We start from the raw sequence: 14,870 nt of genomic DNA, 5'->3' as shown, positions 1-14,870 counted from the left end.
CACACGCAACAATGGCTAAGGTATTCGCAATCGCGAACCAGAAAGGTGGTGTGGGCAAGACAACCACCTGTATCAATCTCGCCGCCTCGCTGGCCGCGACCAAGCGTCGTGTGCTGCTGATCGACCTCGATCCGCAGGGCAACGCCACCATGGGCAGCGGTGTGGACAAGCACGAGCTCGAGCACTCGGTCTACGACCTGTTGATCGGGGAATGCGACCTGGCCCAGGCCATGCATTACTCCGAGCACGGTGGTTTCCAGTTGCTGCCGGCCAACCGTGACCTGACCGCCGCCGAAGTGGTGCTGCTGGAAATGCAGGTCAAGGAAAGCCGCCTGCGCAACGCCCTGGCGCCGATTCGCGAGAACTACGACTACATCCTCATCGACTGCCCGCCGTCGCTGTCGATGCTCACGCTAAACGCCCTGGTCGCCTCTGATGGCGTGATCATCCCGATGCAGTGCGAGTACTACGCACTGGAAGGTCTCAGCGACCTTGTGGATAACATCAAGCGTATCGCTGCCCGGTTGAACCCGGAGCTGAAGATCGAAGGCCTGCTGCGGACCATGTACGATCCGCGCCTGAGCCTGAACAACGATGTTTCTGCGCAGCTTAAGGAGCACTTTGGCCCGCAGCTGTACGACACGGTCATTCCGCGCAACATTCGCCTGGCCGAGGCCCCGAGCTTCGGCATGCCGGCCCTGGCCTACGACAAGCAATCGCGCGGCGCACTGGCTTATCTGGCCCTGGCTGGGGAACTGGTACGCCGTCAACGTCGTCAATCCCGCACTGCACAAACAACTTAAGGAATCCGTATGGCCGTCAAGAAACGGGGTCTCGGACGTGGGTTGGATGCACTGCTCAGTGGTCCTTCCGTCAGCGCGCTCGAAGAGCAGGCTGTGAAGATCGACCAGAAAGAACTGCAACACCTGCCGGTCGAGCTGATCCAGCGTGGCAAGTACCAGCCACGCCGGGACATGGACCCGCAGGCGCTGGAAGAGCTCGCGCACTCGATTCGCAACCATGGCGTGATGCAGCCGATCGTGGTGCGCCCGGTCGATGGCAACCGCTACGAGATCATCGCCGGTGAGCGCCGCTGGCGTGCCACCCAGCAGGCTGGCCTGGACAAGATCCCGGCCATGGTCCGCGAAGTGCCCGACGAAGCCGCCATCGCCATGGCGCTGATCGAGAACATCCAGCGCGAAGACCTCAACCCGCTGGAAGAAGCCCTGGCCCTGCAGCGCTTGCAGCAGGAGTTCGAGCTCACCCAGCAACAGGTGGCCGATGCCGTGGGCAAGTCGCGGGTAACCGTGGCCAACCTGCTGCGCCTGATCACCCTGCCCGATGCGATCAAGACCATGCTCGCCCATGGCGACCTGGAGATGGGCCACGCCCGTGCATTGCTTGGCCTGGAAGAACACCGTCAGGAGGAGGGGGCGCGTCATGTTGTCGCACGTGGCCTCACCGTGCGCCAAACCGAGGCACTGGTCCGTCAGTGGCTCAGCGACAAGCCTGATCCGGTCGAACCGAGCAAACCTGATCCGGATATCGCACGCCTTGAACAGCGGCTCGCAGAGCGTCTGGGCTCGGCCGTGCAGATCCGTCATGGCAACAAGGGCAAAGGCCAGTTGGTTATTCGCTACAACTCGCTTGACGAGTTGCAAGGCGTGCTTGCTCACATCCGTTGAAACAATTCCCGTTGTAGCGCGCAGTCGGAAATCACTACGAAGAGTTGAATAGGGGTTAATCCACCCCTATACTCTGCGCGCATTTTGTCGGCACAAATTATGCCAAGTCATAACTGACTTGTTGGTCGACTTCCGAGGAGCAGTTGTGATGGAAATCCGCACGCCAAACCGCCTGCCTTTCCATCGCTGGGCGGTTTTCCCGGTACTGCTGGCTCAATTCGTCGTACTGCTGCTGGCAACGTTGGTGTTGTGGCAGTGGAAAGGGGCGGTCAGTGGATATTCAGGCCTTTGCGGAGGTTTGATTGCCTGGCTACCCAATGTGTATTTCGCCTGGAAGGCTTTTCGCTTCAGCGGGGCCCGGGCGGCACAAGCCATCGTCAAGTCGTTCTACGCTGGCGAGGCAGGCAAGATGATTTTGACGGCAGTGCTTTTTGCACTGACCTTCGCAGGAGTGAAGCCACTGGCGCCGTTAGCAGTATTCGGCGTCTTCGTGTTGACCCTTTTGGTCAGCTGGTTCGCGCCCCTGCTGATGAATAAAAGACTTTCGAGACCTTAGGGCGTTTGAGGCAACCATGGCAGCAGAAACCGCTTCGGGCTATATCCAGCACCACTTGCAGAACCTGACCTACGGTCAACTACCAGACGGCAGCTGGGGCTTCGCCCATTCGGCTGCAGAAGCCAAGGCAATGGGCTTCTGGGCGTTCCACCTGGACACCCTGGGTTGGTCCGTCGCGCTGGGTCTGATCTTCCTGTTCATCTTCCGCATGGCGGCCAAGAAGGCGACTTCCGGCCAACCTGGCGGCCTGCAGAACTTCGTTGAAGTGCTGGTGGACTTCGTCAACGGCAGCGTGAAGGACTCCTTCCACGGCCGTAGCCCGGTAATCGCCCCGCTGGCGCTGACCATTTTCGTCTGGGTGTTCCTGATGAACGCCATCGACCTGGTACCGGTCGACTGGATTCCTCAGCTGGCCATCCTGATCTCCGGTGACCCGCACATTCCGTTCCGCGCCGTGTCGACCACCGACCCGAACGCGACCCTGGCCATGGCCTTCTGTGTGTTCGCCCTGATCATCTTCTACAGCATCAAGGTCAAGGGCCTGGGCGGCTTCATCGGTGAGCTGACCCTGCACCCGTTCGGCAGCAAGAACATCTTCGTGCAGATCCTGCTGATTCCGGTCAACTTCCTGCTGGAATTCGTCACCCTGATCGCCAAGCCGATCTCGCTGGCACTGCGTCTGTTCGGCAACATGTACGCCGGCGAGCTGGTGTTCATCCTGATCGCCGTGATGTTCGGCGCCGGCATCCTCTGGCTCAGCGGCCTGGGTGTGGTGCTGCAGTGGGCGTGGGCTGTGTTCCACATCCTGATCATCACCCTGCAAGCCTTCATCTTCATGATGCTTACCATCGTCTACCTGTCGATGGCTCACGAAGATAACCATTAAGACCGCCTGGCGTGTCTGATAGCCTTCCCCGCTCGTTTGGGGGGAGGGCTTAAAAAGTCCGCAAGGGCATGCTGTACCAAACGATTTGTTTTACCGCTTCAAACTAAAAACCTAACCAATACGACGTAAAAGTCGGGAGGAAAGATGGAAACTGTAGTTGGTCTGACCGCTATCGCTGTTGCTCTGCTGATCGGCCTGGGTGCTCTGGGTACCGCCATTGGTTTCGGCCTGCTGGGCGGCAAGTTCCTGGAAGGCGCTGCTCGTCAACCAGAAATGGTTCCGATGCTGCAGGTGAAAATGTTCATCGTTGCCGGTCTGCTCGACGCCGTAACCATGATCGGTGTTGGTATCGCTCTGTTCTTCACCTTCGCGAACCCCTTCGTTGGTCAGATCGCCGGCTAATCACTCGTTTCTACGAGTTGATTGATGTGATGGACAAAGACCGAGCGAGGTGTTGGCGTGAACATTAATGCAACCCTGATTGGCCAATCCGTTGCTTTTCTGATTTTTGTACTCTTCTGCATGAAGTATGTATGGCCTCCGGTCATCACTGCCCTGCAAGAGCGCCAAAAGAAGATTGCCGACGGCTTGGACGCTGCCAACCGCGCAGCTCGCGACCTGGAGCTGGCCCAAGAGAAAGCGGGTCAGCAACTGCGTGAAGCGAAGGCACAGGCAGCCGAAATCATTGAGCAAAGCAAGAAACGCGCTGCTCAGCTTGTCGAGGAAGCCCGTGAACAGGCTCGCGTCGAAGCTGACCGTGTGAAGGCTCAGGCTCAAGCCGAGATCGAACAGGAACTGAACAGCGTCAAAGACGCCCTGCGTGCCCAAGTGGGTGCCCTGGCTGTTGGCGGTGCTGAAAAGATCCTTGGCGCCACAATCGATCAAAACGCGCATGCGGAGCTGGTTAACAAACTGGCCGCTGAAATTTAAGCGAGGGCGATCATGGCAGAACTGACCACGTTGGCCCGACCTTACGCTAAGGCTGCCTTTGAGCATGCCCAGGCCCATCAGCAACTGGCCAATTGGTCAGCCATGCTCGGCCTGGCTGCTGCGGTGTCGGAAGACGACACCATGCAGCGCCTGCTCAAGGCCCCGCGACTGACAAGCGCAGAAAAGGCCGCCGCATTCATTGAAGTGTGCGGTGACAAGTTCGATGCACAGGCACAGAATTTCATTCATGTTGCCGCGGAAAACGACCGTCTCCTGCTCCTGCCGGAGATTGCCGCCCTGTTCGACCTGTACAAGGCCGAGCAAGAAAAATCCGTGGACGTGGAAGTCACCAGTGCTTTTGCGTTGAACCAAGAACAGCAAGACAAACTCGCCAAGGTTCTCAGTGCACGGCTCAGCCGGGAAGTGCGCCTGCACGCGTCGGAGGATGCCAGCCTGATCGGCGGCGTCGTCATCCGCGCCGGCGACCTGGTAATCGATGGCTCGGTTCGCGGCAAGATCGCGAAACTGGCCGAAGCATTGAAATCTTGAGTTTGAAGGGGCAGCAGAGCAATGCAGCAACTCAATCCTTCCGAAATTAGTGAAATCATCAAGGGTCGCATCGAGAAGCTCGATGTCGGCTCCCAAGCCCGTAACGAAGGTACCGTCGTAAGCGTTTCCGACGGTATCGTACGGATCCACGGTCTGGCCGACGCTATGTACGGCGAAATGATCGAGTTCCCGGGCGGCGTATACGGTATGGCACTGAACCTGGAGCAAGACTCCGTAGGTGCGGTGGTACTGGGTGCGTACACCTCCCTCGCCGAGGGCATGAGCGCCAAGTGCACCGGTCGCATCCTGGAAGTTCCGGTTGGCAAAGGCCTGCTGGGCCGCGTCGTCGACGCTCTGGGTAACCCGATCGATGGCAAAGGTCCTCTGGCCACCACCGAAACCGACGCGGTCGAAAAGGTCGCTCCGGGTGTTATCTGGCGTAAGTCGGTAGACCAGCCTGTACAGACTGGCTACAAGTCGGTTGACGCCATGATCCCGGTTGGCCGTGGCCAGCGCGAGCTGATCATCGGTGACCGTCAGATCGGTAAGACCGCCATGGCGGTCGACGCGATCATCAACCAGAAAAACAGCGGTATCTTCTGCGTATACGTGGCCGTAGGCCAGAAGCAGTCGACCATCGCCAACGTAGTGCGCAAGCTGGAAGAAGCCGGCGCCCTGGCCAACACCATCGTTGTTGCCGCCAGCGCCTCGGAATCGGCCGCGCTGCAGTTCCTGGCTCCTTACGCCGGCTGCACCATGGGCGAATACTTCCGTGACCGCGGTGAAGACGCCCTGATCGTTTACGATGACCTGTCCAAGCAGGCCGTTGCCTACCGTCAGATTTCCCTGCTGCTGCGCCGTCCGCCAGGACGTGAAGCGTACCCAGGTGACGTGTTCTATCTCCACTCCCGTCTGCTGGAGCGTGCATCGCGCGTTTCGGAAGAGTACGTCGAGAAGTTCACCAACGGCGCAGTCACTGGCAAGACCGGTTCCCTGACCGCCCTGCCGATCATCGAAACCCAGGCTGGCGACGTTTCCGCGTTCGTTCCGACCAACGTGATTTCCATCACCGACGGTCAGATCTTCCTGGAATCGGCCATGTTCAACTCGGGCATCCGCCCTGCAGTGAACGCCGGTGTTTCGGTATCCCGCGTAGGTGGTGCCGCTCAGACCAAGATCATCAAGAAGCTGTCCGGTGGTATCCGTACCGCTCTGGCTCAGTACCGTGAACTGGCTGCATTCGCCCAGTTCGCTTCCGATCTGGACGAAGCGACCCGCAAGCAGCTGGAGCATGGTCAGCGCGTTACCGAGCTGATGAAGCAGAAGCAGTACGCGCCGATGTCCATCGCGGACATGGCTCTGTCGCTGTACGCCGCTGAGCGTGGTTTCCTGACTGACGTGGAAGTCAACAAGGTCGGTAGCTTCGAGCAAGCACTGATCGCCTACTTCAACCGTGATCACGCCGAACTGATGGCGAAGATCAACGTGAAGGGTGACTTCAACGACGAAATCGACGCTGGCATGAAAGCCGGTATCGAGAAGTTCAAGGCCACCCAGACCTGGTAAGCCGCAGCGGGGGCTGCGGCCCCCGCTTGCTAACCTGATAGGTGATACATGGCAGGCGCAAAAGAGATTCGCAGTAAGATTGCGAGCATCAAAAGCACGCAAAAGATTACCAGCGCCATGGAGAAAGTGGCGGTCAGCAAGATGCGCAAGGCACAACTGCGCATGGCTGCTAGCCGTCCTTACGCGGAGCGTATCCGCCAGGTGATCGGTCATCTGGCCAACGCCAACCCGGAATACCGCCACCCGTTCATGATCGAGCGCCCTGTAAAGCGCGCCGGTTATATCGTGGTGAGCAGTGACCGTGGTCTGTGCGGTGGCTTGAACACCAACCTGTTCAAGGCCCTGGTCAAGGACATGAACGAAAACCGCGAACAGGGCGTGGAAATCGACCTGTGCGTGATCGGCAGCAAGGGTGCGACTTTCTTCCGCATCTTTGGCGGCAACGTCGTAGCCGCGATCAGCCACCTGGGCGAAGAGCCATCGATCAACGATCTGATCGGCTCCGTCAAAGTGATGCTGGACGCCTACCTGGACGGCCGTATCGATCGCCTCTCGGTGGTTTCGAACAAGTTCATCAACACCATGACCCAAAAACCGACGGTCGAGCAATTGGTACCGTTGGTGGCAACCCCGGATCAGGATCTCAAGCACCACTGGGACTACCTGTACGAACCCGACGCAAAAGAGCTGCTGGACGGCTTGATGGTGCGTTACGTGGAGTCGCAGGTGTACCAGGCGGTGGTCGAGAACAACGCTGCTGAACAAGCGGCCCGGATGATCGCCATGAAGAACGCCACAGACAACGCCGGTGATTTGATCAGCGAACTCCAGCTGATCTACAACAAGGCGCGTCAGGCTGCGATCACCCAGGAGATCTCGGAAATCGTCGGCGGCGCTGCCGCGGTTTAACGGTTCAAATATTCAGAGGATCCAGCTATGAGTAGCGGACGTATCGTTCAAATCATCGGCGCCGTCATCGACGTGGAATTCCCACGTGACGTCGTGCCGAGTGTTTACAACGCGCTGAAAGTACAAGGCGCGGAAACCACCCTGGAAGTTCAGCAGCAGCTGGGCGACGGCGTGGTTCGTACCATTGCGATGGGCTCGACCGAAGGCCTGAAGCGCGGTCTGGATGTCGTCGACACCGGCGCTGCCATTTCCGTTCCTGTTGGTAAGGCCACTCTGGGCCGTATCATGGACGTACTGGGCAACCCGATCGACGAAGCCGGCCCGATCGGCGAAGAAGAGCGTCGTGGTATCCACCAGAAGGCTCCTTCCTTCGCTGACCAGGCAGGCGGCAACGACCTGCTGGAAACCGGCATCAAGGTTATCGACCTGGTTTGCCCGTTCGCCAAGGGTGGTAAGGTTGGTCTGTTCGGTGGTGCCGGCGTCGGCAAGACCGTTAACATGATGGAACTGATCCGTAACATCGCCATCGAGCACAGCGGTTACTCCGTGTTCGCCGGTGTGGGTGAGCGTACTCGTGAGGGTAACGACTTCTACCACGAGATGAAGGATTCCAACGTTCTCGACAAGGTAGCACTGGTCTACGGTCAGATGAACGAGCCACCAGGAAACCGTCTGCGCGTAGCGCTGACCGGCCTGACCATGGCCGAGAAGTTCCGTGACGAAGGTAACGACGTTCTGCTGTTCGTCGACAACATCTATCGTTACACCCTGGCCGGTACCGAAGTATCCGCACTGCTGGGCCGTATGCCTTCCGCAGTAGGTTATCAGCCGACCCTGGCCGAAGAGATGGGCGTTCTGCAAGAACGTATTACTTCGACCAAAGAAGGTTCGATCACCTCGATCCAGGCCGTATACGTACCTGCGGACGACCTGACCGACCCGTCGCCAGCCACCACCTTCGCCCACCTGGACGCCACCGTCGTTCTGTCCCGTGACATCGCCTCCCTGGGTATCTACCCGGCGGTCGACCCACTGGACTCGACTTCGCGCCAGCTGGACCCGAACGTGATCGGCAACGAGCACTACGAAACTGCTCGCCAGGTTCAGTATGTTCTGCAGCGCTACAAAGAGCTGAAAGACATCATCGCGATCCTGGGTATGGACGAACTGTCCGAAGCCGACAAGCAACTGGTAGCCCGCGCTCGTAAGATCCAGCGCTTCCTGTCGCAGCCGTTCTTCGTGGCCGAAGTCTTCACCGGTTCGCCAGGCAAGTACGTTTCCCTGAAAGACACCATCGCTGGCTTCAGCGGCATCCTCAAAGGTGACTACGACCACCTGCCAGAACAAGCGTTCTACATGGTCGGCAGCATCGACGAAGCGATCGAGAAAGCCAAGAAACTGTAATCCCGGCGCCCCGAAAGGGGCGCTAATCAGGTTGAGGCAAGCAGATGGCTATGACAGTCCATTGCGATATCGTCAGCGCGGAAGGAGAGATCTTCTCCGGCCTGGTCGAGATGGTAGTTGCGCACGGTAACCTGGGTGATCTTGGTATCGCTCCGGGCCACGCGCCGCTGATCACCAATCTCAAGCCTGGTCCGATCACGCTGACCAAGCAGGGTGGCGAGCGCGAGGTGTTCTACATCTCCGGTGGCTTCCTGGAAGTGCAGCCGAACATGGTCAAGGTACTCGCCGACACCGTGCAGCGTGCAGCCGACCTGGACGAAGCCTCCGCTCAGGATGCCGTCAAGGCAGCTGAGAAGGCCCTGCATGAGAAAGGCGCGGATTTCGACTACAGTGCCGCATCCGCACGTCTGGCCGAGGCCGCAGCCCAGCTGCGTACCGTCCAGCAGATCCGCAAGAAGTTCGGCGGTTAATTCCGCAAGCTTCATGTAGATTGAGAACAAGGGTAGCCATCGGCTACCCTTTTTCTTTTTTTGTAACCTATGAAACCGGTCATTTCACTGACCGCCCAGGATTGGTAGCCAGTAATGTCACTCGATATCGTTATTCTCGCCGCCGGCCAAGGCACCCGCATGCGCTCGGCGCTGCCCAAGGTGCTGCATCCGGTAGCCGGCAATTCCATGCTCGGCCATGTTATCCACAGCGCGCGCCAGTTGCAGCCGCAAGGTATTCACGTGGTCATTGGCCATGGTGCCGAGCTGGTTCGCGAGCGCCTTGCCGCTGACGACTTGAACTTCGTCATGCAGGACAAGCAGCTGGGTACCGGCCATGCGGTTGCCCAGGCATTGCCGGCGCTGACCGCCGACACCGTGCTGGTGCTGTACGGTGACGTGCCGTTGATCGAAGTAGAGACCCTGCAGCGTCTGCTGGCCAAGGCCAACGAGCAGCAGCTGGGCCTGCTCACGGTGACCCTCGACGACCCGACCGGCTATGGCCGCATCGTGCGCGACGAGCAGGGCAAGGTGACTGCCATCGTTGAGCACAAGGACGCCAACGATGCGCAGAAAGCGATCAAGGAAGGCAACACCGGTATTCTGGCCCTGCCAGCCGCGCGCCTGGCCGACTGGATGGGCCGCCTGTCGAATAACAACGCCCAGGGCGAGTATTACCTGACCGACGTCATCGCCATGGCTGTGGCCGATGGCCTGGTGGTGGCTACCGAACAGCCCCACGACCCGATGGAAGTGCAAGGCGCCAACGACCGTCGCCAGCTGTCCGAGCTGGAGCGCCACTACCAGTTGCGCGAAGGCCGTCGCCTGATGGCCCAGGGCGTGACCCTGCGCGACCCGGCGCGCTTCGATGTGCGCGGTGAAGTGACCGTTGGCCGTGACGTGCTGATCGACATCAACGTGATTCTCGAAGGCAAGGTGGTCATCGAGGACGATGTGCAGATCGGCCCTAACTGCGTGATCAAGAATACCACCCTGCGCAAAGGCGCAGTGGTCAAGGCCAACAGCCACCTCGAAGGCGCCGTGATGGGCGAGGGCAGCGATGCCGGCCCGTTCGCCCGCCTGCGCCCGGGCAGCGTGCTGGACGCCAAGGCCCATGTGGGTAACTTCGTCGAACTGAAAAACGCCCACCTGGGTGAGGGCGCCAAGGCCGGTCACCTGACTTACCTGGGCGATGCCGAAATCGGTGCGCGCACCAACATCGGCGCCGGCACCATCACCTGCAACTACGATGGCGCCAACAAGTTCAAGACCGTGATGGGCGAGGACGTGTTCATCGGCTCCAACAACTCGTTGGTAGCGCCTGTGGAAATCAAGGCTGGTGCGACCACTGCTGCCGGCTCGACCATCACCCAGAGCGTGGAGGCAGGCGACCTGGCGGTGGCTCGTGCGCGTCAACGCAACATCTCGGGTTGGAAGCGGCCGGAAAAGATCAAGAAGAGCTGAGTTATACACAGCTGTTTCGATCGAAAGCCGACTTATGTGAATAAGTCGGCTTTTTTATTGGCAGGTCGCACTCAATTGCAGTCCGGCGCAATCCCTGTGGGAGCGGGTTCACCCGCGAACACCGTGTCTCTTTCTTCGCGGGTAAACCCGCTCCCACAGGGCGCCAATTTGCCGTGACGATTTATCCACAGCTTGACGAATCGTTCATCTTAGGTTTTGATTGCCACCATTATCTTTCGAAACGAAACTTAAGCGCTCATGTCGAAACGAAACACCCCGCAGCGGCGGCACAACATCCTGGCTTTGCTCAGCGAGCAGGGCGAGGTGAGTGTGGACGCTTTGGCCAAGCGTTTCGCAACCTCGGAAGTCACCATCCGCAAGGACCTTGCTGCCCTCGAAACCAATGGCCTGTTGCTACGGCGCTACGGTGGCGCGGTCCCGGTGCCGCAAGAGCTGCTGGGTGAGCCCGCCCAGCCCGTGTCTTCCTATAAAAAGGCCATCGCCCGCGCCGCCGTCGCGCGTATCCGCGAGCATGCGCGCATCATCATCGACAGCGGCAGCACCACGGCAGCCATGATCCCCGAGCTGGGGCGCCAGCCTGGCCTGGTGGTAATGACCAATTCGATGAACGTGGCCCGCGCCATCTGCGAGCTCGAACACGAGCCGGTGCTGCTGATGACTGGTGGCACCTGGGACCCGCATTCCGAGTCGTTCCAGGGCCAGGTGGCCGAGCAGGTGTTGCGCTCCTACGATTTCGACCAGCTGTTCATCGGCGCTGACGGTATCGACCTCGGCCGCGGCACCACCACCTTCAACGAACTTCTCGGGCTGAGCCGGGTCATGGCCGAAGTCGCCCGTGAAGTGATCGTGATGGTCGAATCGGACAAGGTCGGGCGCAAGATCCCCAACCTCGAGCTGCCCTGGGGCAGCGTGCACACCCTTATTACTGACGAACGCCTGCCCGCAGCGGCACGCGAACAAATTCAAGCCCGCGGCATCAACCTGATCTGCGCCGCGATCAGCCAGGAGCAATAAACCATGTGTGGAATCGTTGGTGCCGTCGCCGAGCGCAACATCACAGCCATCTTGATCGAAGGCCTCAAGCGTCTTGAGTACCGTGGGTACGACAGCGCTGGCCTGGCCGTCCTCACCCAGAACGGTGAACTGCAACGCCGCCGTCGTATCGGCAAGGTCAGCGAGCTGCAAGCCGCTGTTGCCGCCGAGCCACTGGCCGGCCAGCTGGGCATCGCCCACACCCGCTGGGCCACCCACGGTGCGCCGACCGAAGGTAACGCCCACCCGCACTTCTCGGGCAGTGAAGTGGCCGTGGTGCACAACGGCATCATCGAGAACCACGAAGAACTGCGCGAAGAGCTGAAAGACCTTGGCTATGTCTTCACTTCGCAGACCGATACCGAAGTCATCGTCCACCTGATCCACCACACCCTGAAGAGCATCCCGGACCTGACCGATGCCCTGAAGGCTGCGGTGAAGCGCCTGCATGGCGCTTATGGCCTGGCGCTGATCAGCGCCAAGCAGCCCGACCGCCTGGTAGCCGCACGCAGCGGCAGCCCGCTGGTCATCGGCCTGGGTCTGGGCGAGAACTTCCTGGCTTCCGACCAGCTGGCCCTGCGTCAGGTCACCGACCGCTTCATGTACCTGGAAGAAGGCGACATCGCCGAGATCCGCCGCGACCAGGTCTCCATCTGGGATCAGGACGGGCACAAGGTCCAGCGTGAAACCGTGCAGTACCACGAAGGTGCTGAAGCCGCCGACAAGGGCGCCTACCGCCACTTCATGCTCAAGGAAATCCACGAGCAGCCAAGCGTGGTGCAGCGCACCCTGGAAGGCCGTCTGGGCAAGGACAACGTGATGGTCCAGGCTTTCGGCCCGAAGGCTGCCGAACTGTTCGCCAAGGTGCGCAACGTGCAGATCGTTGCCTGCGGCACCAGCTACCACGCCGGCATGGTCGCCCGTTACTGGCTGGAAAGCCTGGCCGGCATCCCGTGCCAGGTGGAAGTGGCCAGTGAGTTCCGTTACCGCAAAGTAGTGGTGCAGTCGGACACCCTGTTCGTCTCCATCTCGCAGTCTGGCGAAACTGCCGATACCCTGGCCGCGCTGCGCAACGCCAAGGAACTGGGCTTCCTCGGCAGCCTGGCGATTTGCAACGTCGGTATCAGCTCGCTGGTACGTGAGTCGGACCTGACCCTGCTGACCCTGGCCGGCCCGGAAATCGGTGTGGCCTCGACCAAGGCCTTCACCACCCAGCTGGTATCGCTGATGCTGCTGACCCTGGCCCTGGGCCAGGTGCGCGGTACCCTGGAAGCCGGCGTCGAAGCCGAGCTGGTTGAAGAACTGCGCCGCCTGCCGGCCCGCCTGGGCGAAGCCCTGGCCATGGACGCCACCGTCGAGAAAATCGCCGAGCTGTTCGCCGACAAGCACCACACCCTGTTCCTCGGCCGTGGTGCGCAGTACCCGGTGGCGATGGAAGGTGCACTCAAGCTCAAGGAAATCTCCTACATCCACGCCGAAGCCTACCCGGCAGGCGAGCTGAAGCACGGCCCGCTGGCGCTGGTGGACAACGACATGCCGGTGGTTACCGTTGCGCCGAACAACGAGCTGCTGGAGAAGCTGAAGTCCAACCTGCAGGAAGTGCGTGCCCGTGGTGGCGAGCTGGTGGTGTTCGCCGACGAGCAGGCCGGAATGACCAATGGCGAAGGTACCCATGTGATCAAGGTGCCACACATTGCCGACGCCCTGGCGCCGATCCTGTACACCATCCCGCTGCAGTTGCTGTCGTACTACGTGGCCGTGCTCAAGGGCACCGACGTGGACCAGCCGCGTAACCTGGCCAAGTCGGTTACGGTCGAGTAAGCCAGAAGCCGGGGCCCTTCGCGTCCCATCGCGATACAAGGCCGCTCCTACAGGAAATCGCGTTCTCCTGTAGGAGCGGCCTTGTGTCGCGATGGGCTGCAAAGCAGCCCACGGCTATCTCGCATCAGATCTGCATCGCCATCCCGTCCACATTCATCGCTGCCTGGCGCAAGGCCTCGGAGCGGGTGGGGTGGGGGTGGCAGGTGAGGGCGATGTCTTCCGCCGAGGCCGAGAACTCCATGGCCACGCAGAACTCACCAATCATCTCGCTGACACTTGGGCCCACCAGGTGCACACCCAGCACTTCATCGGTCTCGGCATCGGCGATGACCTTGGCGAAGCCTTCGGTCTCGTGGTTGATCTTGGCGCGGCTGTTGGCCGTGAACGGGAACTTGCCGACTTTATAGGCACGCCCTTCGGCCTTGAGCTGCTCTTCGGTCTTGCCCACGGTGGCCAGCTCCGGGCGGGTGTAGATCACACCAGGGATAAGGTTGTAGTTGACCTCATGGGGCTTGCCGGCGATGCGTTCGATGCAGGCCACCGCTTCGTCTTCGGCTTTGTGCGCCAGCATCGGGCCGGAGGTGACGTCGCCAATCACCCAGATACCCGGCACGGCAGTGCGGTGGTGGTCGTTGCCGAGCATGCCGCGCTTGTCGGTCTCCAGGCCCACGCTTTCCAGGTTCAGCCCTTTGGTATAGGGGCGGCGACCGATGGCGACCAGTACGTAGTCAGCCTGCAGCGTTTCTGCGGTACCGCCAGCGGCTGGCTCCAGGGTCAGGCTCACGCCATCGGCGCTGGCGTTGGCCTGGGTCACCTTGCTGCCCAGCTTGAATACCATGCCTTGCTTGGCCAAGGCCTTCTGCAAGGTCCTGGCGGTTTCTTCATCGGTGCCTGGGCAGATGCGGTCGAGGTATTCGATGACCGTGACCTGGCTGCCCAGGCGACGCCATACCGAACCCAGCTCGAGGCCGATCACGCCGGCGCCGATGACGACCAGGTGCTTGGGCACCTGTGGCAGCGACAGCGCGCCGGTCGAGTCGATGATGCGCTGGTTGTCGATGGTCACGCCCGGCAGCGGGGTAGGCTCGGAGCCGGTGGCAATGACGATGTCCTTGGCCTGCAATGCGGTTTCGCTGCCGTCCTCAGCCTTGACCACGACCTTGCCGACACCATCCAGGCGGCCCCAGCCCTTGATCCAGTCGACCTTGTTCTTGCGGAACAGGTACTCGATGCCCTTGGTCAGGCCGGTCACGCTCTCGTCCTTCTGTTTCATCATCTGGGCGAGGTTTAGGGTAGGTTTGACTTCGATACCGAGGTGGGCGAACTCGTCACCGCTGGCGGCTTCGTACAGCTCGGAAGCATGCAGCAACGCCTTGGAGGGCATGCAGCCCACGTTCAGGCAGGTGCCACCCAAGGTCGAGCGGCCCTCCACGCAGGCTACGCTCAGGCCCAGCTGGCCGGCACGGATGGCTGCGTTGTAGCCGCCAGGGCCACCGCCGATGATCACCACGTCATAGGATTTCATGGGTTCAACTCCAGGATGAAGAAGCGCAAGAGGG

15 protein-coding genes are annotated in these 14,870 nt (G+C 60.5%); 14 read left to right on the top strand and 1 reads right to left on the bottom strand.

Features of this window, described 5'->3' with window-relative positions:
* Nucleotides 1-11: 11 nt before the first annotated feature.
* The 14 genes from J5M71_RS08285 to glmS all read left to right on the top strand — a co-directional run bounded on the left by J5M71_RS08285 (nt 12) and on the right by glmS (nt 13,311).
* On the top strand, nt 12-803 hold the full coding sequence (locus J5M71_RS08285; RefSeq protein WP_012274913.1) for a ParA family protein: 792 nt from the start codon (nt 12-14) through the stop codon (nt 801-803).
* Nucleotides 804-812: 9 nt separating this feature from the next.
* On the top strand, nt 813-1,685 hold the full coding sequence (locus J5M71_RS08280; RefSeq protein ID WP_207831401.1) for a ParB/RepB/Spo0J family partition protein: 873 nt from the start codon (nt 813-815) through the stop codon (nt 1,683-1,685).
* 148 nt (nt 1,686-1,833) lie between these two features.
* Nucleotides 1,834-2,241, top strand: coding sequence for a F0F1 ATP synthase subunit I (locus J5M71_RS08275; RefSeq protein ID WP_008092225.1), 408 nt, complete (start codon nt 1,834-1,836; stop codon nt 2,239-2,241).
* A gap of 16 nt (nt 2,242-2,257) precedes the next feature.
* The gene (atpB, locus tag J5M71_RS08270) at nt 2,258-3,127 is read left to right on the top strand and encodes a F0F1 ATP synthase subunit A (RefSeq protein WP_023383137.1); all 870 of its coding nucleotides are present in this window, start codon (nt 2,258-2,260) and stop codon (nt 3,125-3,127) included.
* A gap of 144 nt (nt 3,128-3,271) precedes the next feature.
* The gene (gene atpE / locus J5M71_RS08265; protein ID WP_003097235.1) at nt 3,272-3,529 is read left to right on the top strand and encodes a F0F1 ATP synthase subunit C; all 258 of its coding nucleotides are present in this window, start codon (nt 3,272-3,274) and stop codon (nt 3,527-3,529) included.
* A 57-nt stretch (nt 3,530-3,586) separates the two neighbouring features.
* A complete protein-coding gene (locus J5M71_RS08260; RefSeq protein ID WP_023383136.1) occupies nt 3,587-4,057 on the top strand; it encodes a F0F1 ATP synthase subunit B in 471 nt (156 codons plus the stop codon).
* Between the two features lie 12 nt (nt 4,058-4,069).
* Nucleotides 4,070-4,606: a F0F1 ATP synthase subunit delta gene (locus tag J5M71_RS08255; protein ID WP_043214190.1), complete on the top strand. Its 537-nt coding sequence runs from the start codon at nt 4,070-4,072 to the stop codon at nt 4,604-4,606.
* Nucleotides 4,607-4,627: 21 nt separating this feature from the next.
* Nucleotides 4,628-6,172, top strand: a complete 1,545-nt coding sequence (gene atpA, locus J5M71_RS08250; protein ID WP_046615332.1) for a F0F1 ATP synthase subunit alpha — start codon at nt 4,628-4,630, stop codon at nt 6,170-6,172.
* A gap of 48 nt (nt 6,173-6,220) precedes the next feature.
* A complete protein-coding gene (gene atpG, locus J5M71_RS08245) occupies nt 6,221-7,081 on the top strand; it encodes a F0F1 ATP synthase subunit gamma (RefSeq protein ID WP_023383133.1) in 861 nt (286 codons plus the stop codon).
* A 27-nt stretch (nt 7,082-7,108) separates the two neighbouring features.
* Nucleotides 7,109-8,485: a F0F1 ATP synthase subunit beta gene (gene atpD, locus J5M71_RS08240; RefSeq protein ID WP_023383132.1), complete on the top strand. Its 1,377-nt coding sequence runs from the start codon at nt 7,109-7,111 to the stop codon at nt 8,483-8,485.
* Between the two features lie 44 nt (nt 8,486-8,529).
* Nucleotides 8,530-8,955: a F0F1 ATP synthase subunit epsilon gene (locus tag J5M71_RS08235; protein ID WP_023383131.1), complete on the top strand. Its 426-nt coding sequence runs from the start codon at nt 8,530-8,532 to the stop codon at nt 8,953-8,955.
* A gap of 114 nt (nt 8,956-9,069) precedes the next feature.
* Nucleotides 9,070-10,437, top strand: a complete 1,368-nt coding sequence (glmU, locus tag J5M71_RS08230; protein WP_207831400.1) for a bifunctional UDP-N-acetylglucosamine diphosphorylase/glucosamine-1-phosphate N-acetyltransferase GlmU — start codon at nt 9,070-9,072, stop codon at nt 10,435-10,437.
* Nucleotides 10,438-10,695: 258 nt separating this feature from the next.
* Nucleotides 10,696-11,472 (top strand): DeoR family transcriptional regulator, encoded by a 777-nt coding sequence (locus J5M71_RS08225; RefSeq protein WP_207831397.1) that lies wholly within the window; start codon nt 10,696-10,698, stop codon nt 11,470-11,472.
* A gap of 3 nt (nt 11,473-11,475) precedes the next feature.
* A complete protein-coding gene (gene glmS, locus J5M71_RS08220; protein ID WP_207831395.1) occupies nt 11,476-13,311 on the top strand; it encodes a glutamine--fructose-6-phosphate transaminase (isomerizing) in 1,836 nt (611 codons plus the stop codon).
* A 124-nt stretch (nt 13,312-13,435) separates the two neighbouring features.
* Here the strand turns inward: glmS and lpdA are convergent, their stop codons facing one another.
* Nucleotides 13,436-14,836 carry a dihydrolipoyl dehydrogenase gene (gene lpdA, locus J5M71_RS08215; protein WP_207831393.1) on the bottom strand — a complete coding sequence of 467 codons (1,401 nt, stop codon included), beginning with the start codon at nt 14,834-14,836 and terminating at the stop codon, nt 13,436-13,438.
* Between the last annotated feature and the right edge of the window lie 34 nt (nt 14,837-14,870).

It is taken from the genome of Pseudomonas sp. 43(2021) (genome assembly GCF_017490805.1).
GTDB lineage: Bacteria > Pseudomonadota > Gammaproteobacteria > Pseudomonadales > Pseudomonadaceae > Aquipseudomonas.
Note: the sequence above shows the minus strand (reverse complement) of the source record. Positions and strands in the feature narration are given on the sequence as shown.